28 protein-coding genes, 3 tRNA genes and 2 other RNA genes are annotated in these 26,083 nt (G+C 38.7%); 10 read left to right on the top strand and 23 right to left on the bottom strand.

Translation table 11 applies throughout. From position 1 onward, the window contains the following. Positions 1 to 662 precede the first annotated feature (662 nt). From V7077_RS21685 to V7077_RS21720, 8 genes are all read right to left on the bottom strand, one after another. A complete protein-coding gene (locus tag V7077_RS21685; protein ID WP_335505786.1) occupies positions 663 to 2,168 on the bottom strand; it encodes an alpha-glucosidase/alpha-galactosidase in 1,506 nt (501 codons plus the stop codon). 127 nt (positions 2,169 to 2,295) lie between these two features. Continuing rightward, on the bottom strand, positions 2,296 to 3,195 hold the full coding sequence (locus V7077_RS21690) for an AraC family transcriptional regulator (RefSeq protein ID WP_335505789.1): 900 nt from the start codon (positions 3,193 to 3,195) through the stop codon (positions 2,296 to 2,298). 35 nt (positions 3,196 to 3,230) lie between these two features. After that, positions 3,231 to 3,374, bottom strand: coding sequence for a hypothetical protein (locus V7077_RS21695; protein ID WP_335505791.1), 144 nt, complete (start codon positions 3,372 to 3,374; stop codon positions 3,231 to 3,233). Between the two features lie 123 nt (positions 3,375 to 3,497). Next, positions 3,498 to 3,582, bottom strand: an RNA gene (gene ffs, locus V7077_RS21700) — signal recognition particle sRNA small type. Then, positions 3,582 to 3,653 (bottom strand) — tRNA-Asn (locus V7077_RS21705). Before V7077_RS21705 ends, ffs begins: the two co-directional genes overlap by 1 nt. 32 nt (positions 3,654 to 3,685) lie before the next feature. After that, positions 3,686 to 3,761: transfer RNA gene (locus V7077_RS21710), tRNA-Thr, on the bottom strand. Between the two features lie 120 nt (positions 3,762 to 3,881). Further along, positions 3,882 to 4,243: a transfer-messenger RNA gene (gene ssrA / locus V7077_RS21715) on the bottom strand. Positions 4,244 to 4,253: 10 nt separating this feature from the next. After that, positions 4,254 to 4,344 (bottom strand) — tRNA-Ser (locus V7077_RS21720). 429 nt (positions 4,345 to 4,773) lie between these two features. Here V7077_RS21720 and bacA point away from each other — a divergent pair. Both bacA and V7077_RS21730 read left to right on the top strand, forming a co-directional pair. Next, the gene (bacA, locus tag V7077_RS21725; RefSeq protein WP_335505793.1) at positions 4,774 to 5,571 is read left to right on the top strand and encodes an undecaprenyl-diphosphate phosphatase; all 798 of its coding nucleotides are present in this window, start codon (positions 4,774 to 4,776) and stop codon (positions 5,569 to 5,571) included. 185 nt (positions 5,572 to 5,756) lie between these two features. Then, positions 5,757 to 6,239: a hypothetical protein gene (locus V7077_RS21730; RefSeq protein WP_335505795.1), complete on the top strand. Its 483-nt coding sequence runs from the start codon at positions 5,757 to 5,759 to the stop codon at positions 6,237 to 6,239. On the opposite strand, the gene V7077_RS21735 is transcribed toward V7077_RS21730, so the two are convergent. From V7077_RS21735 to V7077_RS21745, 3 genes are read right to left on the bottom strand one after another with little or no spacing between them, the layout of a single operon-like run. Beyond that, positions 6,236 to 6,943 (bottom strand): DUF4386 domain-containing protein, encoded by a 708-nt coding sequence (locus V7077_RS21735; RefSeq protein ID WP_335505797.1) that lies wholly within the window; start codon positions 6,941 to 6,943, stop codon positions 6,236 to 6,238. The two genes, V7077_RS21730 and V7077_RS21735, sit on opposite strands and share 4 nt — an antisense overlap. A 31-nt stretch (positions 6,944 to 6,974) precedes the next feature. Further along, a complete protein-coding gene (locus V7077_RS21740) occupies positions 6,975 to 7,199 on the bottom strand; it encodes a helix-turn-helix transcriptional regulator (protein ID WP_335505799.1) in 225 nt (74 codons plus the stop codon). A gap of 1 nt (position 7,200) precedes the next feature. After that, positions 7,201 to 7,647, bottom strand: coding sequence for a hypothetical protein (locus V7077_RS21745; protein WP_335505801.1), 447 nt, complete (start codon positions 7,645 to 7,647; stop codon positions 7,201 to 7,203). 213 nt (positions 7,648 to 7,860) lie between these two features. On the opposite strand from V7077_RS21745, the gene V7077_RS21750 reads away from it, so the two are divergent. Further along, positions 7,861 to 8,418 carry a 3D domain-containing protein gene (locus V7077_RS21750; RefSeq protein WP_335505803.1) on the top strand — a complete coding sequence of 186 codons (558 nt, stop codon included), beginning with the start codon at positions 7,861 to 7,863 and terminating at the stop codon, positions 8,416 to 8,418. Positions 8,419 to 8,692: 274 nt separating this feature from the next. Here V7077_RS21750 and V7077_RS21755 read toward each other — a convergent pair whose 3' ends face one another. The 4 genes from V7077_RS21755 to V7077_RS21770 form a co-directional block, all read right to left on the bottom strand. Then, positions 8,693 to 9,280 (bottom strand): hypothetical protein, encoded by a 588-nt coding sequence (locus V7077_RS21755; RefSeq protein ID WP_335505805.1) that lies wholly within the window; start codon positions 9,278 to 9,280, stop codon positions 8,693 to 8,695. 101 nt (positions 9,281 to 9,381) lie between these two features. Then, positions 9,382 to 9,924 carry an SMI1/KNR4 family protein gene (locus tag V7077_RS21760; RefSeq protein WP_335505807.1) on the bottom strand — a complete coding sequence of 181 codons (543 nt, stop codon included), beginning with the start codon at positions 9,922 to 9,924 and terminating at the stop codon, positions 9,382 to 9,384. A 177-nt stretch (positions 9,925 to 10,101) separates the two neighbouring features. Beyond that, on the bottom strand, positions 10,102 to 10,392 hold the full coding sequence (locus tag V7077_RS21765; RefSeq protein WP_335505809.1) for a DUF5316 domain-containing protein: 291 nt from the start codon (positions 10,390 to 10,392) through the stop codon (positions 10,102 to 10,104). Positions 10,393 to 10,793: 401 nt separating this feature from the next. Beyond that, the gene (locus V7077_RS21770; protein WP_335505811.1) at positions 10,794 to 11,279 is read right to left on the bottom strand and encodes a hypothetical protein; all 486 of its coding nucleotides are present in this window, start codon (positions 11,277 to 11,279) and stop codon (positions 10,794 to 10,796) included. Between the two features lie 588 nt (positions 11,280 to 11,867). Between V7077_RS21770 and V7077_RS21775 the strand changes: the two genes are divergently transcribed. After that, on the top strand, positions 11,868 to 12,053 hold the full coding sequence (locus V7077_RS21775; RefSeq protein ID WP_335505813.1) for a hypothetical protein: 186 nt from the start codon (positions 11,868 to 11,870) through the stop codon (positions 12,051 to 12,053). A gap of 133 nt (positions 12,054 to 12,186) precedes the next feature. Beyond that, positions 12,187 to 12,396: a hypothetical protein gene (locus V7077_RS21780; RefSeq protein WP_335505815.1), complete on the top strand. Its 210-nt coding sequence runs from the start codon at positions 12,187 to 12,189 to the stop codon at positions 12,394 to 12,396. Positions 12,397 to 12,487: 91 nt separating this feature from the next. On the opposite strand, the gene V7077_RS21785 is transcribed toward V7077_RS21780, so the two are convergent. Beyond that, positions 12,488 to 13,504, bottom strand: coding sequence for a DUF3231 family protein (locus V7077_RS21785; RefSeq protein WP_335505817.1), 1,017 nt, complete (start codon positions 13,502 to 13,504; stop codon positions 12,488 to 12,490). 513 nt (positions 13,505 to 14,017) lie between these two features. Between V7077_RS21785 and V7077_RS21790 the strand changes: the two genes are divergently transcribed. After that, positions 14,018 to 14,257, top strand: coding sequence for a hypothetical protein (locus V7077_RS21790; protein ID WP_335505819.1), 240 nt, complete (start codon positions 14,018 to 14,020; stop codon positions 14,255 to 14,257). A 105-nt stretch (positions 14,258 to 14,362) separates the two neighbouring features. Here V7077_RS21790 and fdhD read toward each other — a convergent pair whose 3' ends face one another. The 3 genes from fdhD to fdhF all read right to left on the bottom strand — a co-directional run bounded on the left by fdhD (position 14,363) and on the right by fdhF (position 18,789). Then, on the bottom strand, positions 14,363 to 15,190 hold the full coding sequence (gene fdhD, locus V7077_RS21795) for a formate dehydrogenase accessory sulfurtransferase FdhD (RefSeq protein WP_335505821.1): 828 nt from the start codon (positions 15,188 to 15,190) through the stop codon (positions 14,363 to 14,365). Positions 15,191 to 15,296: 106 nt separating this feature from the next. Continuing rightward, positions 15,297 to 15,839, bottom strand: a complete 543-nt coding sequence (locus tag V7077_RS21800) for a DUF1641 domain-containing protein (RefSeq protein WP_335505823.1) — start codon at positions 15,837 to 15,839, stop codon at positions 15,297 to 15,299. After that, complete coding sequence (gene fdhF, locus V7077_RS21805) at positions 15,832 to 18,789, bottom strand: formate dehydrogenase subunit alpha (protein WP_335505825.1); 2,958 nt, start codon at positions 18,787 to 18,789, stop codon at positions 15,832 to 15,834. The genes V7077_RS21800 and fdhF overlap by 8 nt, the downstream gene beginning before the upstream one ends. A gap of 169 nt (positions 18,790 to 18,958) precedes the next feature. Between fdhF and V7077_RS21810 the strand changes: the two genes are divergently transcribed. Beyond that, on the top strand, positions 18,959 to 19,222 hold the full coding sequence (locus V7077_RS21810) for a hypothetical protein (protein WP_335505827.1): 264 nt from the start codon (positions 18,959 to 18,961) through the stop codon (positions 19,220 to 19,222). A gap of 367 nt (positions 19,223 to 19,589) precedes the next feature. On the opposite strand, the gene V7077_RS21815 is transcribed toward V7077_RS21810, so the two are convergent. Continuing rightward, positions 19,590 to 20,564, bottom strand: a complete 975-nt coding sequence (locus V7077_RS21815; RefSeq protein WP_335505829.1) for a S8 family peptidase — start codon at positions 20,562 to 20,564, stop codon at positions 19,590 to 19,592. A 359-nt stretch (positions 20,565 to 20,923) separates the two neighbouring features. Between V7077_RS21815 and V7077_RS21820 the strand changes: the two genes are divergently transcribed. After that, complete coding sequence (locus tag V7077_RS21820; RefSeq protein ID WP_098527274.1) at positions 20,924 to 21,106, top strand: hypothetical protein; 183 nt, start codon at positions 20,924 to 20,926, stop codon at positions 21,104 to 21,106. Between the two features lie 121 nt (positions 21,107 to 21,227). Here the strand turns inward: V7077_RS21820 and V7077_RS21825 are convergent, their stop codons facing one another. Together V7077_RS21825 and V7077_RS21830 are read right to left on the bottom strand one after the other, a co-directional pair. Beyond that, positions 21,228 to 22,037: a hypothetical protein gene (locus V7077_RS21825; RefSeq protein ID WP_335505832.1), complete on the bottom strand. Its 810-nt coding sequence runs from the start codon at positions 22,035 to 22,037 to the stop codon at positions 21,228 to 21,230. After that, positions 22,006 to 22,215, bottom strand: coding sequence for a hypothetical protein (locus V7077_RS21830; RefSeq protein WP_335505834.1), 210 nt, complete (start codon positions 22,213 to 22,215; stop codon positions 22,006 to 22,008). Before V7077_RS21830 ends, V7077_RS21825 begins: the two co-directional genes overlap by 32 nt. Before the next feature lie 54 nt (positions 22,216 to 22,269). Here V7077_RS21830 and V7077_RS21835 point away from each other — a divergent pair, with 54 nt between their 5' ends. Then, entirely contained in the window at positions 22,270 to 23,739 is a 1,470-nt protein-coding gene (locus V7077_RS21835; RefSeq protein ID WP_335505837.1) for a flavin monoamine oxidase family protein, read from the top strand. Positions 23,740 to 23,951: 212 nt separating this feature from the next. After that, positions 23,952 to 24,125, top strand: a complete 174-nt coding sequence (locus tag V7077_RS21840) for a hypothetical protein (RefSeq protein ID WP_335505839.1) — start codon at positions 23,952 to 23,954, stop codon at positions 24,123 to 24,125. A 118-nt stretch (positions 24,126 to 24,243) separates the two neighbouring features. Here the strand turns inward: V7077_RS21840 and V7077_RS21845 are convergent, their stop codons facing one another. Further along, a complete protein-coding gene (locus tag V7077_RS21845) occupies positions 24,244 to 25,491 on the bottom strand; it encodes a Bcr/CflA family multidrug efflux MFS transporter (RefSeq protein WP_335505841.1) in 1,248 nt (415 codons plus the stop codon). Between the last annotated feature and the right edge of the window lie 592 nt (positions 25,492 to 26,083).

Consider the following 26,083-nt stretch of genomic DNA (forward strand, 5'->3'; position numbering starts at 1 on the left):
TTCGTGTTCTACCGTAACGCTTTTTACCATTATAATAAATATACAGTTATATTACAATATTATTATAGTTTTTTATTTTTATGGATTATATATCTTTATGAAAAAAAGGTAAAACACGAACGTTCGGGTATGGCTTAAAAGTAAATAATAGGTGGTTTACTCAATGTGGGAAAGGGTCTACTTTGGTAAGAAACCCCACCTTAGCTTCAATACAAAGGTGGATTTCCTTATTTGTTGGGAGTCAGTAAAATTTTATTTACAAAATTAGGGGTTCTAATGACAAAATTTTAAGCATATTAACAAAACTTTAGAATCTAGCATGTAATTAATGGAATTCTGGTAGAATTTATGGGGCTGTAAGATTCTAGGTAGAGCTTTAATTATTACCATCTGCCTTTTCTTCTGAAATTGGGTTAAAATGACCAAGAACTGGCCGGTTGTATGAATACCCATAAAATGGTCATTTAAAGAATCCATTTCCTCGTGTGAAAAAAGATTTTTTTCACTATCAAAAATCCCTCCTGCTCGAACCATTCTTGTTCCAACTCAGAAACACTCCAATTACTCAAGGCTCTACACTCCTTTAAAATCTACTTAAGATAAATAAAAGCAAGAGGATGAACAGGATATCCTGTACCATTCTCTTGCAGTAGTTCTTCTTCTTACTTAACAGCTGTAGGACGTTCCTTGGCCTTGTCTGATTCACCTGCAACCCGATTGGCTGCATCTCTGTCTTGACCCATTTCCTCGACAGTCTTCACCTGAAGTCTTGCCGCACCTTGGTTTTGCTTAGTCGGAATAAGATTTCCGGAAGCAAGCCTTTCTTTTGCTTTTTCAATAGCTTTTTTATATTGGGGAAGCCATTTTTCCTGTGCCACTAGCATTTCATCAGTTAGCTGCCAAATTTCCTTCGGATTACAAACCGCACCGACAAGTGGATCCATCATCATCGCTTGCCGCAAGAGCATGTCATCCCCGTTTATGGCTGCTTCCACGGCTAGCCGCTGAACGGATATACTTACATTGCATACCGCTGCACAACCCAATGGCAGGTCACCCACCCTCGGGATGCTGATTCCGTTTCCATCAACATATCCTGGTGCCTCAATAATCGCATCATCAGGAAGGTTCGAAATGACTCCGTTATTCACGACATTGAAATGTCCCCGATAAACTCTGCCCGTTTCTAACCCTTCGACAATATAAGAGCCATGCTCTTCACTGCGATTTTCTTGTTTATATTCAAGGGCCGGGTCTTTCATCCAGTTCGGAAAGTCCGTTTCAAACCAGTTTCTGCTCTCCGTACAAATACGCAAATATCCGCCCGTTTCACCATTGATCCAAACGCCAAGGTCGATCCATTCGGCAATTTCTTCTGGACGTTTCCGGTACCACGGCAAATACTCGCTTAAGTGCCCATTGGACTCTGTGCTGTAATACCCAAACCGTCGAAGCATATCGATCCGAACTTTTTCGGTTTGACTGTAATCGGGATGGTTTTCAAAACCTTCCAGCAGCTTACCGGTCATATCCTCCCCGTTGTGTTTCACTTGAACATACCAAGTTTGATGGTTGATACCGGCACAAACAATATCCACTTCTTCTTTGGTCAACCCAAGCACATCTGCTATTTGTTTATGGCCATGCTGGACACCATGGCAAAGTCCAATCGTCCTTACTCCGCCATATTTATTACAAGCCCATGTCATCATAGCCATTGGATTAGCGTAGTTCAAGAGCAGGCAATCTGGTTCCGCTACCTCTCGAATATCTTTACAGATGGTAAGCATCTCAGCGATTCCACGCTGACCATACATAATCCCGCCAGCACAAAGCGTATCGCCCACACATTGATCAATGCCATATTTTAAGGGAATATCTACATCGGTTTGAAACGCTTCCAACCCGCCAATTCTTACAACGGAAAAAATATACCGTGCATCTCTTAACGCTTCACGCCGATTAACGGTGGAGTGAATTTGGATTTCCAACCCGTTTTCAGCAATATCACGCTGGCATAGCTCGGTAACCATCTGCAAATTACGCTCATTGATATCCGTGAAAGCCACTTCTATCTGGTTAAATTCGGGTACTGCAAGCAGATCCCGTAATAGCCCTCTTGTAAAACCAATACTCCCAGCTCCAATAAACGCTACTTTAAATGACATCGGCCAACTCTCCTTTAATAATAGATTTATAGAGATTTTAACAGCTTCATTGGTGTAAACGTTACCAAAATTGTAACTTCCTTTAAAAGCAAATTTATAAAATCCTTACTTGTCAAAACAGACGGACTTACACTCTTTCCCATGAGGCAAATTCTTTCTTCTGCATTGCCGCTTTTCGATATTCAACTGGCGTCTGGTGTGCATATTTTTTAAAAAGAGAACTGAAATACTGCCTGCTGTTAATCCCAATATAATCAGATATTTCAATTAAAGGGATGTCCGTTTCGGATAACAGCATTTTTGCTTTTTCCATTCTGACAGAGGTCAGGTATTCCATCACCGTTAAGCCGGTATGATTTTTAAAGATTCTATGTAGATACCCTGGATGAAGATTCACATCTGCCGCTATATCCTTCATTTGGATATCACAATCATAATTTTCTTGAATATAGGTAAGCGCTTGTTTGACATAAACATTTGCTTGTTGCAGCGGCTCGTTCTCCTTAGATTCAACTGCTAATCTTGCAATCCGAATGAGTAGTTGGGAGAGCAAAAGATGCACCATTAATAGATTCTCTTTGCCCCTTTCGTCCATCTCCAATACTAGGTTTTTTAAGACGAAATAAACTTCATTAGGATCCTTTAAAAGAAGATAAGGAGCATTCATTTTCAATAGACGAGCAAAGGCCTGTTCCTCATCTGCAAAGTCTTTGATTGACGGAAAAAAACCTTTACGTTCTTGAAAACGGAATTCAATGTTTAGCATCCGGCAAGTGCTTCCTTTCTCTACTAACAGACGATGGGTCACTTCAGCATCGATAATGATGAATTCCCCTTTTTTCATAAAAAGGGACTCACCCTCGGTTTCGACACAACAGTGGCCTTCTATGACATACATAATTTCGACCTGATTATGAGCGTGAAACGGCATGTTATAGTTCTCCCATTGTTTATAATAATAGGCTACAACCTTAGGAAGAAACTCCCCTCGTGTCAAAGCGCTTTCGTATAGACTGCTTCTCTTCATTTCGGCCTCCTCTTGGTCAAACATCTTGTAGTAAATTATTTGCCAGCACCCATCGTTATTCCTTTAACAAAATGTTTTTGCATAAAGATAAACAATAGTAAGATCGGTAAGGAAGACAAGATAATTACAGCAAAACCGTTAAAATCAGTACTGAAGGCAGAAAATAATTCCGACTGCATGCTCCTTCTCTAATTAAATACAGGTAAAAATTTGATTGTGGCTTTTTACATTTAATCATTTTGCTGCTGAAAGTAAAAGAAAAACGCTAAACTCAATAAGAGTCTAGCGTTTTTTCATCGTCCTATGTAATAGTCCACACAATTTCACTAGTTATGGCTGCTGCGTTCCCGCCCTGACCTGTTCCTAGTGTCCTTGTTGGACTATGACTCCGCAGGTAGGACTCGAACCTACGACCGATCGGTTAACAGCCGATAGCTCTACCACTGAGCTACTGCGGAATAATAAGTTATTTTGCTAGTGCAAAAAACTCTGGTGCCGGCTAGAGGACTTGAACCCCCAACCTACTGATTACAAGTCAGTTGCTCTACCAATTGAGCTAAACCGGCAAAAAACTTGGACACGCTGGATAGTAAACTTCATCCTGACCTCAGAATGCTTATCTCCTATGCGTCATGAATATATTATACAAATTCCTCAAAATCTAATCAAGATATTTTTTATAAAATTAGTGGAAATGACGGGAGTTGAACCCGTGTGCAAAGATATTGCCACTTATACGTCTACGAGCGTAGTCAGTAGTTTTTACTTCACTTACTTCTTTAGCCCACTGACAGGCATGGAAGCAGCTAGTCTGATTATTCTCTTCCTTCATCCTCAGACAGCGGATTCTGGCGTATTCCACTTAAAATGAGTCCCTTTCCCTGCCACATGGACGATGGAGGAAGGAACCGCGATCGGCTGTTATTAGGCAGCGAAAGCGAAGTTGTTGTTTTGTTTGCCAGTTATAGGCTTTATCGTTTTTACGAGGCCGAATCCCTCGACTCGCAATATAAGCTCAAACTATCCCTGTCGATACCAAGACATTCCCAAAAGTTTTATGGCAGAGAAGAAGGGATTTGAACCCTCGCGCCGGTTACCCGACCTACACCCTTAGCAGGGGCGCCTCTTCAGCCTCTTGAGTACTTCTCTGTAAAAAAATTCGCGTAATGTTCGGTTAAGAACTTACAAGAAAAATATATCATCTTGCCCTTTTGGAAGCCAGCTGTAAATTTTGGTAGTCCAAAAGTCCTGGGCAATGATTTTCTTGTAGAAAAAACACGAAAAGTCCACCGTTCTAATAATTGAAGGAATTAGTGTTTTATACTTATAGCAGATCTTTACCTAATTCAATTTTACTGAATCGACTTCCGGAATGATTTATTGTCGTTTTGCAGTTGCTAGATTTCCTATCCTATTGTAATCTTAAGTTTGTGTGAATTTATTATTTCTTCTTGAATTATAGATCATCGGATACTATACTTCCTTATGCAGAAGTTCGCATTTTTTGTATAATTTTAGAGGAAATTGTATTCTTTAATACAAAATACATAACAACATTTCAAGGGAAGAAGGAAAAACATGAGCGAACATATTATAGCCTTTATTTTAGGAATTGTGGAAGGTTTAACAGAATTTTTGCCTGTTTCCTCTACAGGGCACTTAATTTTAGTGGGGCATTTGTTAGGATTTACAGGGGAAAAGGCAAATACTTTTGAGGTCATTATCCAACTGGGTTCCATGCTTGCTATTTTGGTACTGTATTGGAAAAGATACCTGTCTTTATTAAATTTCAGTACGATTGGAAAACCAGAAAAGAAATTAGACGTCATACATATTATTTTAGGGGTCATACCTGCTGCATTAGTTGGACTAGTACTGCATGACTTTATCAAGACGCAACTATTTTCACCCAATGTAGTAGTAGTCAGCCTCATTGCTGGTGCAATATTAATGATTTTTGCAGAAAAAAAACATGGCACCTTCACATCTAACACGGTAGATGATTTAAGTTATAAGCAAGCCTTAATCATTGGATTATTTCAATGTTTAGCGGTCATCCCTGGTTTTTCTCGCGCAGGTTCCACTATTTCAGGAGGATTGCTTGCTCGTGCTAATCATAAAACAGCGGCCGAATTTTCCTTTTTAGTCGCCCTTCCTATTATGGTCGGTGCCACAGGATTGGATTTTGTTAAAAGTTTACCTTTCTTACATTCAAGCGACATTCCAATGTTCGCGATCGGTTTTATCACTGCCTTTGTAGTGGCGCTGTTAGTAGCAATCATCTTCATTAAATTGATTGAAAAAATTGGTTTAACCATTTTCGCTTATTACCGAATTGTGTTGTCTGCCCTATTTATTATCTTTGTTATCCTCTAAGAATGATGTTGAATAAAGGTCAGCCAACCAAATAAAAAGAAGCCAGTAATTGTTAATGAGTCAGAATTAACGATTACTGGCTTCTTTTACAACTAGCCCATGATAAATAAGTCCTATTTCAAGAATCGAATATTTTTAATTGGATAGAATGACTTATACAGAGTAATTTGTAAAAGGATGTTATTATGGTAGGTCTTCTCATCGCATTCATTAGTTTTAATTTAATTGCACTTAAAATCAAAAAACGGCTATCTCTACTCCATATGTCCTATATTTGGACATTTACAATTGCCTTCCAAACCGTCTTTGATGTTTATGTTGATTTTAAATATCATGGGTATTGGTATTTTTCAAAAGGTGTGGACTGGAAATCATCCATTGCAATCTTTTTAGTACCACCCGTAAATGTTGTCTTTTTGAATTTCTTTCCTTATAAAAAGGCACTCAGGAAGAAAGTTCTCTATCTAGTCGGTTGGGAGATTGTATTATTACTTTATGAAGCAATTACATTACTTCCTGAACCGTGGGGCTATTTTCATTATGGCTGGTGGACAATGTGGCACTCGCTAATCTTAAACCCCATTCTACTCATGATTTTGTTAGGGTACTACAAATGGATGGTGAAATTAGAAAAAAGATCAACCCTTGCCAGCAATTTTAAGTATTAATTAGAGCTTTTGGCAGACAGGGACAAAAGTGCAGTTTCATTGAATCCTTTTACGATAAGCCATACGGCTAGAATCATTTCATTCGCTGCTACAGGCAGCGCTAAAATCCCACCCCAAACGGAAATTTGTTCGATTACACCAAACATAACTAACAAGGCACATACAAAAACGCAAGTTGCTCCTGTTATGCCCAAGATGGGTATAAACCTTGGTACCAGTTTTGTTTGATAAAATATATAACTGTACATCATGGTATTGATCCCCAGCATGAAAAGAGGGCCAAGCATAAATGTCCAGTCATGGATTGCTTTTAATACGATACCTGAAGCTTGAAAAGATGCGGGATCATGATCTCCTGCTGCGACAAATTCACGGCTTAAGGTCAATAGGGACAATACACTGATGACACCGACTGTAATGATAATCGCTTCTAGAAACCGGAAGCAAACATGCCATAGCGCAATCGTTTCATTATATTTTCTTAATATGGGGAACATGGTAGTGGAAGTGCCAATAGCTGATACGACAAGAACCAACTCCATAAGTGCTCCAAGTACCACCTGCTTAGCGTGTTTGGAGCCATTCAAAAGGTAATCAGGTCCCTTTAAGATAGGATTATATAAATTAAGGCCTACTACCGCCGTAACGGCTGCAACGATAAAAAGTACTCCTACAATTTTTGCTGCTTTTTTGTTTGACTTCATACCCTTTCTTCCCTTCTTTTAGTAAATTGCCCTACTGTTTAGGGTTCTCCCCGTAGAAGAATACCTGCTCCAACGGTAAGTCAAAGGCGTGCGCAATTCGAAAGGCGAGTTCTAATGATGGGGAGTAATTCCCTTTTTCGAGCGCCACGATGGTTTGTCTTGTTACACCTACCTTGTCAGCTAACTGCTGCTGGGTCATTTCATCGCTATTGAAACGTAATTTTCGAATATGATTGCCGACAAGTTTTTTGCCCATCTTAAACTCCTTTCCGATAATGATAAAGTTTGGTAACAGACCCAGTCACATCAGAAATGAAACCAAACATAATCAGAATCATGAACATCACTTGTGACGGATGAACGATGATCAAGGATCCCATTGCTAGAAGAAAGCCGACAATAAACACAAAAAAAGAATTTCTATGAGCCTTCAATTCTATTAACTTATCCAGTTCATCTGCAAAGGTAGGCAGCTTTTCTTGGGTCGTCATTGTAAATATAATATTAAAAATAATACTGACAACAATATGCGTGGCGATTGAAAACAACGTTAGATTAAGGACGAATGAACCCCAAAAGCGAAAGGTTTCTGTCGACTCTAATCCCCCTTCAGGTAGCCGCGGGTACATGTAAAAGCAATAAGAAGCGAAAATGAGGATAGCACCGATCAACGTTACGATGCTCTTCTTTTCTTGATAGGTCATGTGGATTACACCCCCTGTATGGTCACTTTTACATCGAGTAAAGTATGATATGCATGATGTAAAGTAAAGTATACATAAAGGTATGTATTCCTAACCTTTTATATTCGAAAAAGTTCCCAAAAACGAATGTCATGAAAATAGTAAACTATTGAAACAGAAATGAAACATTACTTTGGTATTATTTTAGTATCGTAAAACAAAGGAGTTTTAATAGTGAAAAAATCCCTGGTAACGATTTCAACCTCTCTTATGCTGCTTTTTGGAATTAGTAGTGGTGCTTCTGCTTCATCTAATACATATACCGTAAAAAAAGGCGATTCTCTTTCAAAAATTGCCAAGACTTATCATATTACCGTCAGTAATCTTAAACAGTGGAACCATCTTTCATCTGATCTCATTAAAGTAAATCAAAGTTTAAAAATAGTAAATCCGGGAACACCCGTGAAAAGTACGCCTGTAAAGACTACTTCCGTAAAGGCGGTCAAAGAAATCACAGTTAGTGCCTCTGCCTATACGTTAAACTTTGCGCGCTGTAGAGGTATAACAGCGACCGGGATAAACTTGAAGAAGAATCCCAATCAAAAAGTGATTTCCGTTGATCCGAAAGTCATTAAGCTAGGTTCAAAAGTATATGTCCCTGGTTATGGTTATGCCATCGCAGGAGATACTGGTGGTGCCATCAAAGGAAATAAAATTGATGTGTTTATTCCTTCTCAAAAAGCAGCCATCCAGTGGGGCCGAAAGACAGTAAAAATACAAATATTGAACTAATCATTTTCACTTCATAATTACCATTTAAAAAATCTCGCTAATAATTTTGTAACGGGTTTACTTGTGAGGTGCAAAACGATAAATCACTGACCTAATTACACTCAAAATTCACAGTATATTGCACAGTTAAAAAGGCTTAGAGAAGAAAATATCTCTAAGCCTTTTTGGAATTTCTTTTTTCACTAAAGCATCCGTAAGTTGTACGAGTACATTCTCTTTATTGCACTTTAGAATCGAAATGTTCAATCTTAAGAAAATTTATTGGTCATTTTTGTTATGGAACTATGCGAGGAATTTTGTCTGTTTCCTCTTCGAGTACATGAATTCCTCCGATTACTTCATAAGCTGAACCAATTGTCACAAGCATATCTCCTGTGATGGCGAGTTTTTGTTCTTGCAGCAGTTTAATTAAATCTGTTTCTCCTATTTGACTTGAAACAGAAATAGCCTCTAATATTTGTCCAATTGTCTTAATCCAAACACCTGTTAGTATTTGTTGTTCACCTGTTAGTATTTGTTGTTCACCTATTGTATTTGCATCTTCCTCAATATGCAAAAGCCCTGATAAACCTTTAATTTCAATGATCTGACCTATTACTTGAATCCAAAGCCCTAATGCAACTTCTTTTTCTAATTCTAAAATTTTAATGCTTTTTTTATCGCCGTAATCTTTTGTATTATTGCTTTTATTTTTTGGTTGTACCAACACTACCAACCCCAAAACTTTAATTTGCTTTAGTTTATGTAAAATAAAGGCTGGTGTGTAGCCTAATTTTCTCAGTACAGAAGGATGAACTGAAAAAACGCCTGATTGCACTATTTCCTTCAAATGTGACATTAATGCATAAATTTCCTTGTTCAACTAAATTGCCAGTTAGCACAACAAGAAAAAAGCCATTCGTAACGATCACTTCTTTAACTCTTGCCCTTGCCCCTGTTAGTTGAATTAGACTATGATAATTCCTAGTAATTTTCAGCTGTATAAATTGACCACGACCAAAACTTTGTACCTGAGCTAATGATAAATCTATCAAACCATAATTCAAAGTTCATTTCTAATGGAATAGCCTCTTCAAACTGATCAATATGGCCTTTCCAAAATAGATAATTTTTTTTCCTCTCACTTAAATGTTTCGAATTTATTACTATGTTATCTTGATAAATGTAAGCTATATCATAACATCCTTCAAATTCATCGTAGTGATCATTAAATTCAATAATTTGGTCAAGACTGTATAGTTCAATTTCTCCACCATATTCAACATCATCAAATAATCGACAACCATTGGAAATTTTCAGAAACTCTTTATAATCATTTGGTAAGATTAAACCTGTTTGATTTTCAAAATTCTTTATTTCCTCTGCACTTGCTGGTGGATTAAATGTACATTTTACTCTTGATAAATATCCTTCCTCGCCTTGAATCTGAATGATATTTCCATTTTCCTCTAAACGTTTTTTTAAAGAATCTATAGTTCGTTTAACTATACTTCGTTCTTCAACCATATGAGGTTATCTCTCCTTTTTTTCAGTATTCTGCTCTCTATAACAAAATTGTTCTCTAAAGTTCAACAACTAACCTGCCAGTTACTTCGACAAGAAAAGCTGCCCAAAAAGGCAGCTACAATTTTAAACCTTGCACCCGTTCGTCCAACAATGGAAAGATAATTTGGTGACTGTTCTTTAATTCATTAGAAAATAGCTAATCGTAGCAATTAATAAATTTGGTAGTCCGATCAATAATATCGAATTAGTTAGTGAAACTCTCTGTTTTCTATCTTCTTTTGATTCAGATTGTAAATTTCTGCCCAATCTATCCCCATCCACGAATGCCCCAGAAAACAATGCACTTAATACAAGCGAGCTAATTGCAACAACTCCAGTAATTTTATACAATAAGGTGAAATCGCTTAATAATACTGAAATAAGAAAAGCTAACACCACGATACCAATTCCTACAATGATTTTCTTCATTCAATATCACATCCATCCTGATTTTAGCATGTTTTAATTTCAATATATTTCCACTTTAATTATAACATTTTCCAGAATTTTATAAATACGATTATTCTTCCTTAACTTATTCAACTTACTGCACTCGTTACTTAATTAAGAAAAAAGACCGCCAAAATGACAGCCGAAATCTTCCAGTAACAAAATGAGGACTTTTATCTTTTCGGTTAAAGAACCTCCAGTGTTCATTTTGTTCCTCATCTTCTGAACTATCAGGAAATGCTTCCAAAATAAAACCAAAATCGGACAAAAGGAGCCTTAGAAGAGAATTTATTGAAAGCATTTTTGAAAATGGATTGGCAAAAAGCAATCTGACCCCAAATCTAATGCTTAACCAAACCTACCCATTAGCTAAGAATGACTTAATTATCTCCATTTTTTAAATTACATTTTTCTTCCCAGAATTTCATTAAGTTTTTGTGAAATTCCTTTGGCTTTTCGATTAGAAACCAATCGATTGAATGAGCAGGTGTTGGCATCTTTTTCTTACGACGGATTCTAATCTTTTCGTGATTTGTATAGTGCGGATAAATTACTGTGGATTTTCCAAGCCTACTCTTAACCAGTTTTATCTCTTCAATTTCATCCCAATAAACCTTATTCCCTTGAAAGTCAATTACGACCCCTTCATCATCCCAATAATATCCTTTTCCTTCGTTTCTTTTTATCCAAAGATAAATAGCATAACCAATAAAAACAAATGAAAAAAATAGCCCAAAAATAAATTGAAATATATGTGAAAAGATTCCTCTGATATCAGCAAAACATAAAACTAAAAAAACAAGCCCCATGCCCATTACAGTTGATATTAAAAAACGAGAAAGTTGATACATCCTTACTTTTTCCAAGGAAAATAGCATCTTTTTATTGAGTTTTATACTACTTTATCCGATTTTCTTGTTGAACTAAACTGCACCGTTAGCGTAAGTCCAGCTTTTTACTCTCAAATATCCATAATATCATTAGAACATAAATATCCAATAACCTTCGTGATTGCAAAATAATTCACTCACAAAATCACAAAGAATTCTCACATCCTCCAATAATTTTTTCATACTCTTTGATTTGATATGTAAATGGGGACAAAATGAGCAACTGAAATTCGTCAATATGTTGATATATCAATAAAAAACGCACTTTGAATTATATTGTGAATTCAAGTGCGTTTTCCTATGTGTTTTGAATTGTTTGCAACTCTGAAGTAAACCCGTTAATAATTTTGGCGAGCTTTTTGATAGTATCACAATAAATAACCGCTCTTGTCTTATTGTTTTTCCAGAGTAAAGCTTACCCTGCCCTAACTTCTTGCTCTACCTCCCCTCCGAATCCTCATCCTTTCCATGTATATCCAGGAATTTTGACATTACTAGGTCTGATGGCTCCATGTCAGTATATTGGGCATAATACAGTTCATATACAGTAGAAAGGGGGATATGATGAGGCTAAGAAATGGAGATTTTTATACAAATGTTGAGACCAATAAGTTATATAGGTTAAATGAAGATATCGACAGCAGCTGGTACTTAAGTTTGCGAGATGAAGCAGGTTATCATGAAACAGAAAAGATAGCTGGACGTGATATGATTCGATTGGTCGTAGGTAGTTATAGAAAAAGCCAATAACAAAGCTACCGCCTTCTGCCAAAGTACGATAAGAATATTTAATGGAGTGTAGGTAAAACTTGAAACAATTTTAAGAAGTTCCAAGGAAAATGTCCCCTTTATGTCGAATATATGGAGATAAAGGGGTTATCCAATGAATAAAGTTGAGTTATTAAAAAAATTACAAAGTAATAGTCAGGGTAATATGTTTTCAGTAGAGATCACTTCTACAAACGAAAATGAAAAAGAGATTTACGAATTGATTAAAATATTGGAAACAGAAAAAAGAATCAAATTAAGAGAATATTTACAGAAAGAAAACTCTGTTTATATACACGGAATCATTAAGTATGCATCTGACTAATCGGATGCTATTTTTTTACCAACAGAATTTATGCTGAATTTCCCGCAGATCGTAAAAAAGCTCTTACTGCTAATGCAGAAGAACTTTAATGTTATTTACTTTTTCTGATCAATTCATCTCGATCAGCTGCCATTGGTGGCTGTTCCAACCATCTATTTTTTATCATGATATTTGCTCCGTCTTCAGAATACATCTGAACCTCTAACGAAAGCCTGTTATATAGTGAACCAAGATCGCCTCTAGGACTTTGACTAACAGCTGTACCGTAATAACCAATACTCAAAGAAATCAAACCACTAGTAAAGAACATCATCAGCTTATCGGAAAAAGTATGGGCTGTACTATTGGTTATTTCTGAATCCCACCCCATAGGTGCAGGAAGTTTACATTCCTCAAGCTTCCCTCTAAATAATTTTATATGTTTATTCCCCACTTCTAAACCTTTTAAAAAGAATTGTTTTACATCCTTATCCTTGGCAACCTGACTAAATCCAGTAAGTGCAGCTACACCCAGGGAATTTCTTTGCAGATTCGCAAATAAATTATCGACTTCGGCTGCTACTAGTGGTCTTTTTTCTCCGATTACATCTAACATAAACCATTGCTTTTTGACAAATTCAACCTTCTCTAGATTCGGCAGGTTCGGAGATCGGATATACAATCCTTTTTTCAATAATAAATCAGTTGTTTTATCATATAATTGCATGGTTTCTGAAAGGCAATCCATGTAATAGGATCTTATATCATTTCTTACTGAGGTTCCAACACTACCAGAATATGTAGTAAGCCCAACCTTAGACATCTGGTTTAAAAAATTGAGAACAAAACTGTCAGAATAAAGTCTAGGAGCAGTTATATCAACATCCTCTTTTATGTTAAAACCATTTGGAACAACATTTTTTTCCTCTGTTAGGATGGCAGTAATCTTTTGAATATGCGACTTTGATAACTCTAAAGCAAATTCAATTAATGGCTTAATTTCAACATCCTCAGCTTTTTCTAAAAAAAAGGAAAGAATACATATACTTGAGCTATCATTTAAGTATTGAAGAAAGAGTTGACCAATCTCACCCGCTGTTAGTCTAATCTGTTTTCCGTTTTCCGCCATAAGCAACCCCCGCAAAAAATCCACTAAAAATACCTTACCCATAAATTACCTCTAGTATGTATTTGATATCTTAATATCCAACTTTCACCAAAATGAGCCAACAATCCCCATAGATGGTTCGTATAACTTCTACTGATCATGCAACGTTATAAAAAGAGGTGCTGTATCCATCCACTAGAGGAAACTCTCCAGACAATTTGATTTCAGTCTTTATGCAACTTTCTGAAAACCCGTAAATTGGTATATAATACAACAAAAATAAGAGGATAAAGACAAGCAGAATACCACAGTTTCCACCCATTTTTGTTGTATTTTAGTATCATTATTGGCTTACTCCTATCCTTTATACAATCAGCTGGACCTTCACATATTTTTAACTAAAGCCCCATTAATTGAATAAGGCTAAACGGTTTCGGAGAACTTAAATATAATTGACATGACACCATTTGGTGTTATAATAAAAGACGAAACCAAAAGGTGTTATAATCTTACGTTCTTTAGGAGGATATAGAAATGGACAAGCAAGGACAAGAAAAGTTTTTAAATTTTATTTTACAAAGGGTTCAAGAAGGCAAAGAGGATGAAGCAAAAGAAATACTTACAGAAAACTTCAGAAAACAATCGGAAGGGACTTTTTCCCAAGAAGATATTCAAGTCTTTATCCCTAAAATGATTAGTCTATTAAAACCTGAAAAATTAGAGGAAGTACAAGCAGTTGTAAAGCAATTTTCTGGAGACTTCGGAAATAAATAAGGCCCTTGTCGTGAGAGCGAATGTTTAGTGACAAGAGAACCAAGATTGTGTTAAATAACAATTTTGGTTCTCTTTATTGATTCATCCGGAATCAGGATTAAAATTTTAAATTGATTTTGTCGAGGATAACGGACCATGACAGTCTACTCTTTGAATTCGCTCCTGGTGGCTATAGACATTGAAGCCTCTTCCCCGGATAAACCCTACTGCCGTAATACCAAGATCCTCTGCTAGATTTAAGGCAAGATTCGTCGGAGCAGATTTAGATAAAATGATTCCTACGCCAATCTTGGCTGCTTTGAGCAGAACCTCTGAAGAGATTCTGCCGCTAAAGGCAAGGAGTTTATCCTTTAAGGAAATTTTGTGGATCAGGCAGTAGCCAAAAAGTTTATCTAGTGCATTATGCCGGCCAATATCCGTCCTTGAAATCACGATTCCGTCCCTGGTACATAAGGCGGCATTATGGACACCGCCCGTTTGCTGAAATTCAACTGAACTCTCCTGCAGCTGCTTCATTAATTGATTGCATTGTTCTGGTGTAATCGTTAATTTTGTCAAAATGGTCTTAGCTGTCATTACATCATTATGAAAATAAAATTGCCGTCCCTTTCCACAGCAGGAACCAATAAATCTCTTTGAATGGAAATTTTTATGGATCGATGGGTTATTGACCAGGTCCACATACGCGAATCCCGTGCCTTCATCGATTCGAATGGTAAGAATGTCTTCTACTACGCGAATGACACCCTCCGAAGCCAGGAAGCCAACCACCAATTCTTCCAACTTAGATGGTGTACATACCATAGTAGCAAACTCTTCTCCATCAAGAATAATGGTTAATGCCGATTCCACGGCAATGTCATCCTCTTCTTCGATAAAGGTAAGTCCATTATACTTAACAATCTGTTGAGAAGTTGTGATTTCATTTAACACAGGCTTCACCCCTCTCATCGTTTAATAATACCTTCCGCTTTATTTTTTTCTAATACAAAACACCACGCGGTCTTGCTTCTTTCGGCCAATATCCGTTTGAATCATTTTAGAAGTGGTGGTCGGCAGTGGCATGGTGAGCCTGATGTTCCGGCAGCTGGGTGGTCCGCTCTAAATGTCCCGTTTCGCTTCCCATTCCTTTTAAAAATTCAAAAAATAAGGCAATCGAACGGTTAATTTCCGGATCCTTCAACGATCTGACGATATCAAAGTAACCAATCGTGTCATCATCATTCTTGCTCTCTGACACTCTTGCAATCCCGGCATTCAACTTGAGAAGAATCGGTTCAAGCTGTTTAACATTTATGGTCCCTAGTACCCCCACCATTAACAAAAGATTTTTCAACGTATTGGCGGTTTCCTTCGAGTCCGCCTTTTTAATCAGGATTTGCAAGACTTTGTCTCCCTCGGCAAATAATCCGCTCAATAAGGGAATGACACCCCGATCATGCATATGTTTCAGCAAATCAAGTGTATCAAGCAGCGCGTCCTTATTTTTCAACAAGGAATCTTCTATTTCTTGTAAATCTTGTTTACGCTTCTCCTCTTCGGAGATCTCGATTCGCTTGATTTGCTTGATTGCTTTAGCCATTCGACCGCTCCCTTTCCTTGACAAGATCACCCGGGAAGACATAGTCCGTACGGGCCCATTTCTTTTGCACCTGAACACCTATTTGCGGCTGAGGATTCCCATACCGGAAATTGATGGCTGGCAATGGATTGATACCATCTTGCTGTAAAATCTCCATTTTAACCCGAGTATCCTTGTAGGCTGGCGTATCGGTATCCTTATCCGCTGCACTGCTTGTTAGGAAATTGACCGCTCCGTCCCCTGTATCATTCATTGGCAGATACACTTCATTGCCCTTTACTCGTGCGGTAATAGTACATTTAACCTTTACATTACCAAACGGTGAAGTCAGGCGGACAAGCGTTCCGTCATTTAGGCCGCGTTGTGCGGCAAGCTCAGGCGATACTTCAAGGAAAACCTCCGGCGTCTTTTCTGAAATACCTTTTGATTTGTACGTAAGATTTCCTTCATGAAAGTGCTCCAATAAGCGGCCATTGTTTAGATGGATATCAAATTGGTCTTCAAAAACAAGCGGCTTGGTCCATTGCACCGGATAGAGTCGTGCCTTTCGATCCGGAAAATTAAACCCGTCTGTGTAAAGCAGCGGCGTATCGGTCCCATCCGCTCTTACCGGCCATTGCAAACTCTTGTAACCTTCTAATCTTTCATAAGTGACACCCTCATAAATCGGCATCAGCATTGCTGCTTCCTCCATGATGTCACTTGGATGTTTGTAATTCCAGTTGGCGCCTAGCCGGTTTGCCACTAACTGAATAATTTCCCAATCAGGCTTAGAATCACCCAGTGGTTCAAATACTTGATACAGTCTTTGAATACGGCGTTCCGTATTGGTAAAGGTTCCTTCTTTTTCAAGGCTTGGGCTTGCCGGCAGAACAACATCCGCATATTGAGCCGTCCGGGAGAAGAAGATATCCTGGACCACAAAGAAGTCAAGTTGTTCGTAAGCTTTATGGACATGGTTGATGTTGGAATCAACTAACCCCATTTCCTCCCCTTTTACATACATGGCTTTTACTGTGCCTTCGTGAATTCCCTCAATCATATCGTGATTATTAATGCCAACTTCGGATGAAAGCTTCACACCCCATGCTTGTTCAAATTTTGCCAATACTTCAGGGTCGTCGACACGCTGATATCCTGGAAAGTTATCCGGCGCGCTGCCCATGTCGCCTGCACCTTGAACGTTATTATGACCGCGGAGCGGGTACGACCCTGCACCTGGGCGTGCATAGTTACCGGTAATCAGCAATAGGTTAGAAATAGCTGTACTTGTGTCACTTCCGCCCAGATGCTGCGTTACACCCATTGCCCAAAGAATCGCTGTTCCGTCTGCCTCATGAATCATTTCCGCGATATGGATGAGAGTCTCTTTGGCAAGACCCGTTACCTCCTCGGCATACCCCAACGTATAAGGAGCCAAGCTTTTTCTGTATTCTTCAAATCCATTAACATGGTTTACGATAAACTCTTCATCCGCCCAGCCCATATCAATGATGTATTTGGTTACAGCAGAAAGCCACACCAAATCGGACCCAGCGTTTGGATGAATGAACAGGTCAGCACGGGCTGCCATCTCGTGCTCACGAAGATCTGCCACAATCAATTTTTGACCGTTTAGTTTATGGGCGCGCTTCACCCTTGTGGCTAAAACAGGGTGGGCTTCCGCTGTATTAGATCCGACGATGATAACAAGGCCGGCGTTAGCTATGTCCTTAATAGAACCAGCATCACCGCCATAACCAACTGTTCTGTGCAGACCAACTGTGGCCGGTGTTTGGCAATAACGGGAACAGTTATCAACATTATTTGTCCCGATGATTTGTCGGGCCAATTTTTGCATTAAATAAGATTCTTCATTTGTACATTTAGACGAAGTAATAAAGCCTAATGATTGCGGCCCATATTGACTGCGAATCTCTCGAAAACGATTGGCAATTAAATCAAGGGCCTCATCCCACTCTCCTTCACGGAAGCTGTCACCTTCCCGGATCAGCGGCTTCGTCAGCCGTTCTTGACTATTAACAAAATCCCAGCCGAATTTCCCTTTCACACAAGTGGAAATCCCATTCGCCGGTGCCTCCACATTTGGTTCAACCTTAAGAATTTCGCGTCCTTTTGTCCAAACATCAAAACTGCAGCCGACACCGCAAAACGTACAGACGGTTTTGGTGCGTTTCACGCGCGCATCGCGCATAGCGGATTCCATATCAGAAACGGTCAGGATGGATCCATAACCGGTCTCCACTCCTTTGGTCAATTCGATCATCGAACGAAGTGTTCCTTTTTCAATGCCAGTCAAATAGCCGGCTTCCCCAAGCATTCCTTTTTCCATCATTGCATTACAAGGGCAAACGGTCGAACAATGCCCGCATGATACACATGAAGATTCGTTTATGGGTACGTCATTATCCCAGATAACCCGTGGATGTTCCCTATCCCAGTCAATCCTAAGGGTTTCCGTGACCTGAACATCCTGACAGGCCTCGACACAGCGTCCACACAAGATACATTGATCAGGATCATAGCGATAAAACGGATTCGACATATCCTCTTGATACGGTTTCTCCTTCCAAGGAATGCTCTGATGGTTAATGCGCATCTCCTTTACGGTGTTATGTATTTCGCAGCCACCGTTGTTGTAATCACAAACCGTACAATATAGTTCATGATTACGCAGAATATTGTCCATCGCTGCTGTTTGCGACTTTTTGACAAGTGGGCTGGTCGTACTGATTTCATCCCCCTCCTTTAAAGGGGTCGAACAGGATCTGACAAGTTGACCATTTACCTCGACGATACAAGTGTCGCAAGTTTCAATGGGACCGAGACTAGGATGGTAGCACACCTGCGGAACTTCAATGGAGCTTTCGTTGAGGTATTGAAGGACCGTCTGGCCATCCGCTGCTGGAACGATCTCACCGTTAATGGTAACGACTATGTTTTTTGCCAATATGGCTGCACCCTTTCTCCTTTATGATAGATACATAATTCTCCCCCTTTTAATACCCCATCGTTCAAAAAAATAACACCCAATCCGACCAGTGTTTTAAAAATAATGTTGAAAGTAGGTTTACGGACTGTGAAATTGTGGTAAATAACTAAAAAAAGGACGAATCTTGATGAAATATATTATTTTAAAAACGAAAAACGGAAATGGAAAATATAGATACCGGATCGTGGATTCAATAGAAGCCTCATCTTTGGAGGTCGCTCGTGACCTCTTATACAAGAAATTTAGACGAGAGGTAAACAAAGAGGACGGAGAAACTTACATAATTATTCCTTATAACAAAAATATGAATCTAAAAGAAAAGGAAATTCCGTTGGAAGGTGTTCACTATGGGGTTCTGCAGTATCGGGAACCAGGGGATGGTCTGTTATAAATGGATAAGCGGAGATTTTTCCGTTAAATGTAGAAATGAGCTCATTTTGCGGAATATAAGGGGAGTTTTTCCGATTATGCAAAGCAAAATCCCCTATTTTCGATTTTTTCGTGTCAATAAGCGGAAACTCTCCGTCTATTTAGGCCTTTTTTAATGATTATTACCAAATAAGTGGAATTTTTCCGCTTATTTTTCGGCATGAGTGCTTAACCTGATCCCCCAACCGATAAGTGGACCCTCTTCATTTAATAGAAACCTTGATAAATATAGAAAAAGACGTATGCATATCATACGTCAATTTTTGTGTCTTCTATAAGAAAGTACCGATCTCATTGGGACTGCATTTTTTATGCATAAAGCGAAGAACCTAGTTTTTTACTAAAACTTCAGCCACAGCTGCTTTAACCTGATTACTGAATACTTTCTTTAAGTAATCAGCGGTCGTCAAATACAGCAGCCCATTTCCTTCTAACTTTGGAGAATCACCGAGCGGAACCGTTCTCTTGATTAATTGCGCATAGAGTTCAGTGACAGTTAACTCTCTCTCAAATGATTCGGTTGCAATCGCTTTGATAAGGGCTAATGCACCCGATACATGAGGAGTGGCCATGGACGTTCCACTGAGCTTCGCATATTTTCCATCCAGATATGTGGACAGAATCGTTTCGCCGGGAGCGACGAGATCGACTTCATTATTGGAATTACTAAAATCAGAAATTCGTCGTTCCAGGTTGATCGCTCCCACACTGATCACTTCATTGTATGATCCCGGATAATCAAATTCATTGGTAGCATCCTGCCCATCGCCTTCATTGCCGGCCGCACATACGACAAGAATATGGTTCTCGACTGCCTTTTTAATGGCTTCATGTAACGCTGGAACATCTTCAGGACCGCCCAGACTCATCGAAATAATGTCAACCTTCTGTTCAATTGCATAGTAGATTCCATTAATAATCCATTCGTATTGGCCCGCCCCGTTTTGATCGAGGACTTTAACAATTAATAGATTTGCTTCTGGAGCAACCCCCACAACCCCTTGTTGATTTTGCGTCGCTGCGATCGTACCAGCTACATGAGTGCCATGGCCATTATAATCCCGGTAAACATCCTCATTCCCATTATCGTCATTGGTGAAATTCCGGCCCCCGATAATCCGTTCTGTCAAATCAGGATGAGTTACATCACAGCCTGTATCTAGGATCGCAACTGTCATGCCTTTCCCTTTTGTTTGTTCCCAGACTTTTGGGGCCTGAATCATTTCGATTCCCTTTGGCACCTCGGTTACTTCTTCTACCTCAGCGATTAATCTGTAAGGAATTAAGCGTACTCGTCGTTCCATTTTATCCCCTCCTGATAGTTTCATTGAAGTCACCCATGTTGTTACTAATAGTGTAACCCTTCTGATTCTATTAAAACAGATTCTTTTTACGTACATTTGTTCTCGTTCTTTTCTCCTGTTTTTTGATTGAAACTCAAATACAGCCGATGGAGAATAATATTTTTCTACAATTAATAGAAGCTTGCTTTGATTTACCGTCTTAATTTGCAAGAAAAAGGAGTATTTTTTCTATTCTTTATAAAAAATGGAGATTCATGTAGATAAGTTTTATAACATGCTGGCAGGAAAAAATCATCTCTATACAAAATATTATAGACAAGACAGATGTCTTACGAATAAGTTGAAAGGTGGTATGATCCTTGAATGAACTAACCCTACAACAACTCGTCGAAGGTCTTCCAAAGTCATTATTAAATGCATCTGACCGGGATTTGGAAGGATTTCAGAAAATCATCGAAGAAACGATAAAATTAAGAGAAGGTCATCGAAACTTGCAAAAAATGGTGAAAAACTTCTCGCTCTCTACCATTCAGCGAACGTAAAACTTAAGTTAATAAAAAGAATCTAGAAGGTGAAAATGCCTTCTTTTTTTCATTCACCCAGTTTTGGGTACAGTGCTAAACAAAAAAGTTGGCGCTATAGGCTAGCACCAACTTCAAATAACTATTTTATCTTTTCACATTCCTCAAGGATATTTTCTGTCTGTTCGATTAAGGCGAATGTTTCATTCCAAGAGTTTTCCGTGTTGATATCCTGGGAATGAGCCAGATTGTTCCGAAGTTCTTCCAGTTTTTTAAAAAACTGTTTCCCTTTCGTCTTGTTCTCAATCCCCAACCGTTCTCTTAATGAATCCTCATTGAGAACGATATCTCTTTTATCACAAATCTGCAAGCAATCACTTAATTGAATCGCTTCATTTTTGGATTTTCGAAGAGAATATAGATCTTCCGCAAATTTGATCCGATTAGAATTTAAATGTTGTTTCCAGGTGTCATTAGGAAAATATTCATTTATTATCCGATATAAATGCATCTCTAATAAGGAAATCAACCCAAAAAGCAGCATCCGAACCGGCTGTTTTTGTAAATCGGCCAAGGTGACCACTTTTGTAATCCTATTCCCTTCTAGGATAAAAATTCGTTCCATTTCTTTGAAAATATACAGCGTCTGTAAAAGGGACGTTGATTCCGAAACAAGCTCAGTCGGACTAAACCTTCGATAGGAGTTTTTACAGGTTCCTTCCTGCAGCTCTTCTCTTACTACATAACCAATGACGATTCCACTCTCTTCTACGCCTAAAATATCAAAGTCCTTTGCTACCATCATGTTTTTAATTTCATTCGCATCATCATACAGCTGACATGTATCTAAATGCTCAGCAATACTATTAACAGTGATGTTTTGTTCATATAGAGAACGAAGATTTTGATACGAGCTGACTTTATCGCGTTGCTGCGCTGGTATGACTGTCATAATAATCCCCTCCGTGAAGCTCCTTATCCACCTTTAAACTTAAGCTTATTATACCCATAATCGTGACAAGAATAATAGAGTAGGCCTTTGATTTAATTCCGCCAGGACCTTTTAAGTGTTTAACAGCAGCAAAGGAAAAACACCTGCCTAAACATACCTCTAATCCTCCTAAACACATAGGTGCCCCTCAAAGTGAATACAATGTATTAAATCATTCACAGGGGGGGATGGGATGCCTGATCAATATAATCAGTTAACCAATCAACAAATGATCAGCATAATTAGAAACGGGTTGAACAAGTCAACAGTACCTAAGAATATTACAATCGTCGGCGCAGGTATAGCAGGTCTGGTAGCCGCTTCACTATTAAAAGATGCCGGTCACAAGATCATTCTCTTGGAAGCCAGCGATACTGTAGGCGGCCGCATCTATACCATCCGGTCTCCTTTTCACAATGGCCTGTATATGAACGCTGGACCGATGCGTATACCAGAATCACATTATTTAACCTTCGAGTATATTAGGAAATTCGGGTTAAATTTAAACGTATTTATTAACCGTACGGATGTCGATATTCTTTATATTAACGGAATCAAAACCCGACTAAATATTTTTGAACGTTATCCCGATATCCTGAACTTTCCTGTAGACCCAAACGAAAAAGGAAAAAGCGCTGAAGACCTTTTAAATTTAGCTTTACAGCCGATAGTTGATTTTATTAATAAAAATCCCCAGAAAAATTGGCACTTCGTTGAAAAAGAATTTAGTGACTACACCCTTGGTTCGTTCCTAAAATTTTATCATTATCAATATGGAACGACATTTTCAGATGGCGCCGTTGATATGATTGGTGTGCTCCTTGATTATGAGGCCTATATGGGAATGTCCTTTCTTGAAGTTCTCCGAGAAGCCGCACAGTTCCGAACGACTCGTTATTATGAGATTACTGGCGGTATGGATTTGCTTCCGAAAGCATTTCTGCCACAATTAAAAGATGTTATTCAGTTTAATCAACGAATGATCAAGATTACCCAACATCCCACTAGTGTATCAATCCATTCCTCCCATCCAAAAACGTTAGCACCTTCCACCATCACCAGTGATTTCGCCATCATCACTATTCCCTTTTCCGTTCTAAGATTTGTTCAAGTGGAGCCCTACCATTCTTTTTCCTACTATAAACGGCGGGCGATTCGTGAATTGAACTATATGGCAGCAACCAAAATAGGCATAGAATTTAAAAGCAGGTTTTGGGAACGGTCCAATCAACTTGGAGGCAAATCGATAACGGACTTACCCATCCGCTTCACCTACTACCCGAGTCAAGGGGTTGGGACAAGTGGACCTGCTGTCGTGGTGGCCAGTTATACATGGGCAGATGAGGCGTTGACATGGGATGGTTTATCAGACGAAGACCGCATTCAATACGCTTTACGGAACTTAGCCGAAATTTATGGAGACCAGGTCTATTCTGAATATATTGTTGGAACTTCCTTTAGCTGGGTTGATAATCCCTACTCGACTGGAGCGTTAGCCACGTTCGAACCGGGTCAGGAAAATGAACAGTTTCCTTATATTACTAGACCAGAAGGAAGAGTTCACTTTGCAGGTGAACATACGACCATTACGCATGGGTGGATGCAAGGGGCAATTGAATCGGGAATCCGCGCAGCCTATGAAGTGAATGATCTGCCAAAATAATCACCCACAGGAATGGTTGCTCGCAAGACGAGCAGCCTTTTAGTTACTTCAAAATCAAGAATCCTCCCTCCTACTATCACACTGAGAAGGTAAAAATTTGACGGCTATCAAGGCCTTTCAAAAATTTTGAAAACGTTCACAAATAGTAGTGGTAATCGCTTACAATATCCGATATAATTATATTAAAATTACAACTTGAGAGGTGAAACAGCATGAAAGAATATATTTTCCTACTAGAAGAACCAGTCGGGACTAGAGAGATTAAGATATTAGCATCCGGAATGATGGAAGCTTTTAAGAAAGCAAAGGAATTTCGAAAAAATATTGTCCAAGATGCAAAAATCAATGTCGATATGATGTTAAAAGGTGTTAGATATACGGATTAACCTTAAATAAAATAATAAAGAAAGGAAAAATCCTACCTTTATGTTCTTATTAAGATTAATAGTAGACAAATAAAGGAGAACACATTCACAGTTGATGAAATGTGTTCTCCTTTTTATTTTATATTTTAGAAACGGTTTTCTTTAAAGCGCACTGCTCCTTGGATAGCTGCATTTTCAGCGAAGCTCTTCTTACTAATCCATAATAAGAAAGGAACGCCAGAAAACTTGCAGTAAAGATGATGACGCCCATCGGAACACCTGTAAACGCCCCGGCAATACCCACAAGTGGAGCCGTTAACGAACCAAGAACAAATGGCAATAATCCTAATAAGGCTGAAGCGCTGCCGGCAATATGCCCTTGCGTTTCAATCGCTAAAGCAAAGGATGTAGTTCCAATGATACTGATCGAACCGATAAAAAAGAATATCGGAACTGCGACAGCAATAAGCGGAGCTTTTAAGAGCAGTGCGATTAATAGCCAAGCCCCCGCTAGATTAGAGATGGCTAAGCCAATCTTTAAGAACGTCCGCTCCGAAATCACGTCGGCAAAGCGGCCGACCAACTGGCTCCCAATAATTAACGCTACCCCATTTGTCCCGAATAATAAACTAAATTGCTGTGGAGTGACTCCATAAATATTCTGATAAACAAATGGAATCCCAGATACATAGGCAAAGATCCCTGCCGTTGTAAAACCTTGTGTAAGGGCATACCCCATAAATGTTCGATCCTTGAATAAAGAACCAAAATTTTTCATAATTTGTGGTAAGTTACTTGGAACACGGTTTTCTTCAGGCAACGTTTCTTCTAATTTAAAAGTAACAGTGAAGAGCAGCACCGCGCCGATAATGGCCAAAACAACAAACACGCCATGCCAATTGGAAAAAGCAAGGATTCCCCCTCCAGCAATCGGTGCCACGATCGGCCCGAGGTTCCCTACTAACACCATCATCGTAAAGAACTTGGTTAGTTCCCTTCCGCTGAATAGATCTCGAACAATCGCTCTCGAGATGACCAGTCCGCCTGCTGCAGCAAAGCCCTGAACTAAACGCGCAATGATAAGGAAATAGATATTTGGCGCAAACGAGCATGTTACGGAAGCCAGTAAGTACAAGATGATAAAAAATAGTAAGGGTTTACGGCGGCCTTTTACATCACTTAAAGGACCAATCACTAATTGCCCCAATCCCAAGCCTAATAAGCATGAAGTTAAACTAATCTGTACAAGTGATGCGGTAGTATCAAAATCTTTTACAATCGTTGGGAAAGACGGTAAATACGTATCAATTGTAAAAGGTCCCAACAGTCCAAGTGACCCTAAAAGTATCGCCAGCTGTATTCGTTTCTTTCCACTCGGTTTAGTCAATGTCCATCGCCTTTCTAAAATAAGTATTTTCATATTGTGGATCTTTTCTCGTTACATTCCCCCTGTTGCCTGCACAAAGGATGATCGAAAGAATTCCTCCTGTATTCTGTACCCTTTTGTTCTGTAACGTAACGAAAGAACTTTTCCAATTATTTCGACATCCTAAATAAAATAATGTTTATTATAACCCGATATTGCTCAATGGTAAACAATAAAATACTTTTTAATCAGATTATATTATGTAAGTTATAAGGACAGCTTTAATACTTTAATATTGCGTTAGAAATCAGATAAAAGGAGCTAGGGAAATAGCCTAAGTAGTTCAGTTATCGAGTAGAAAATAAACATGCACATCTGAACTATGATTAACGCTGCTTTTGTACGAAATTTAAGCGAGGGAATTAGCATAAAAACGCTTGGGAACCCGAGCGTTTTTTATAGCCTTGTTGGAAAATTTATTTTTAAGAGAATTTCCTGACTTCGGACAGGATTGAAGAAAATTAGCCATTTGTTGTCCGAAGAAGGCTCGACTTCGGACAGAGCTGAAGAAATATAGCCACCTGCTGTCCGAAGTTTCCTCGACTTCGGACAG

Source organism: Neobacillus vireti (assembly GCF_036962465.1).
In the GTDB taxonomy this organism is placed as follows: domain Bacteria; phylum Bacillota; class Bacilli; order Bacillales; family Cytobacillaceae; genus Neobacillus; species Neobacillus vireti_B.

Bases quoted from the DNA above. Each gene is read 5' to 3' on its own strand.
- V7077_RS21685 (WP_335505786.1), bottom strand. From the start codon at position 2,168: ATGTCATTTAAAGTAGCGTTTATTGGAGCTGGGAGTATTGGTTTTACA.
- V7077_RS21690 (WP_335505789.1), bottom strand. From the start codon at position 3,195: ATGAAGAGAAGCAGTCTATACGAAAGCGCTTTGACACGAGGGGAGTTT.
- V7077_RS21695 (WP_335505791.1), bottom strand. From the start codon at position 3,374: ATGCAGTCGGAATTATTTTCTGCCTTCAGTACTGATTTTAACGGTTTT.
- bacA (WP_335505793.1), top strand. From the start codon at position 4,774: ATGAGCGAACATATTATAGCCTTTATTTTAGGAATTGTGGAAGGTTTA.
- V7077_RS21730 (WP_335505795.1), top strand. From the start codon at position 5,757: ATGGTAGGTCTTCTCATCGCATTCATTAGTTTTAATTTAATTGCACTT.
- V7077_RS21735 (WP_335505797.1), bottom strand. From the start codon at position 6,943: ATGAAGTCAAACAAAAAAGCAGCAAAAATTGTAGGAGTACTTTTTATC.
- V7077_RS21740 (WP_335505799.1), bottom strand. From the start codon at position 7,199: ATGGGCAAAAAACTTGTCGGCAATCATATTCGAAAATTACGTTTCAAT.
- V7077_RS21745 (WP_335505801.1), bottom strand. From the start codon at position 7,647: ATGACCTATCAAGAAAAGAAGAGCATCGTAACGTTGATCGGTGCTATC.
- V7077_RS21760 (WP_335505807.1), bottom strand. From the start codon at position 9,924: ATGGTTGAAGAACGAAGTATAGTTAAACGAACTATAGATTCTTTAAAA.
- V7077_RS21765 (WP_335505809.1), bottom strand. From the start codon at position 10,392: ATGAAGAAAATCATTGTAGGAATTGGTATCGTGGTGTTAGCTTTTCTT.
- V7077_RS21775 (WP_335505813.1), top strand. From the start codon at position 11,868: ATGAGGCTAAGAAATGGAGATTTTTATACAAATGTTGAGACCAATAAG.
- V7077_RS21780 (WP_335505815.1), top strand. From the start codon at position 12,187: ATGAATAAAGTTGAGTTATTAAAAAAATTACAAAGTAATAGTCAGGGT.
- V7077_RS21785 (WP_335505817.1), bottom strand. From the start codon at position 13,504: ATGGCGGAAAACGGAAAACAGATTAGACTAACAGCGGGTGAGATTGGT.
- V7077_RS21790 (WP_335505819.1), top strand. From the start codon at position 14,018: ATGGACAAGCAAGGACAAGAAAAGTTTTTAAATTTTATTTTACAAAGG.
- V7077_RS21800 (WP_335505823.1), bottom strand. From the start codon at position 15,839: ATGGCTAAAGCAATCAAGCAAATCAAGCGAATCGAGATCTCCGAAGAG.
- V7077_RS21810 (WP_335505827.1), top strand. From the start codon at position 18,959: ATGAAATATATTATTTTAAAAACGAAAAACGGAAATGGAAAATATAGA.
- V7077_RS21815 (WP_335505829.1), bottom strand. From the start codon at position 20,564: ATGGAACGACGAGTACGCTTAATTCCTTACAGATTAATCGCTGAGGTA.
- V7077_RS21825 (WP_335505832.1), bottom strand. From the start codon at position 22,037: ATGACAGTCATACCAGCGCAGCAACGCGATAAAGTCAGCTCGTATCAA.
- V7077_RS21830 (WP_335505834.1), bottom strand. From the start codon at position 22,215: ATGTGTTTAGGAGGATTAGAGGTATGTTTAGGCAGGTGTTTTTCCTTT.
- V7077_RS21835 (WP_335505837.1), top strand. From the start codon at position 22,270: ATGCCTGATCAATATAATCAGTTAACCAATCAACAAATGATCAGCATA.
- V7077_RS21840 (WP_335505839.1), top strand. From the start codon at position 23,952: ATGAAAGAATATATTTTCCTACTAGAAGAACCAGTCGGGACTAGAGAG.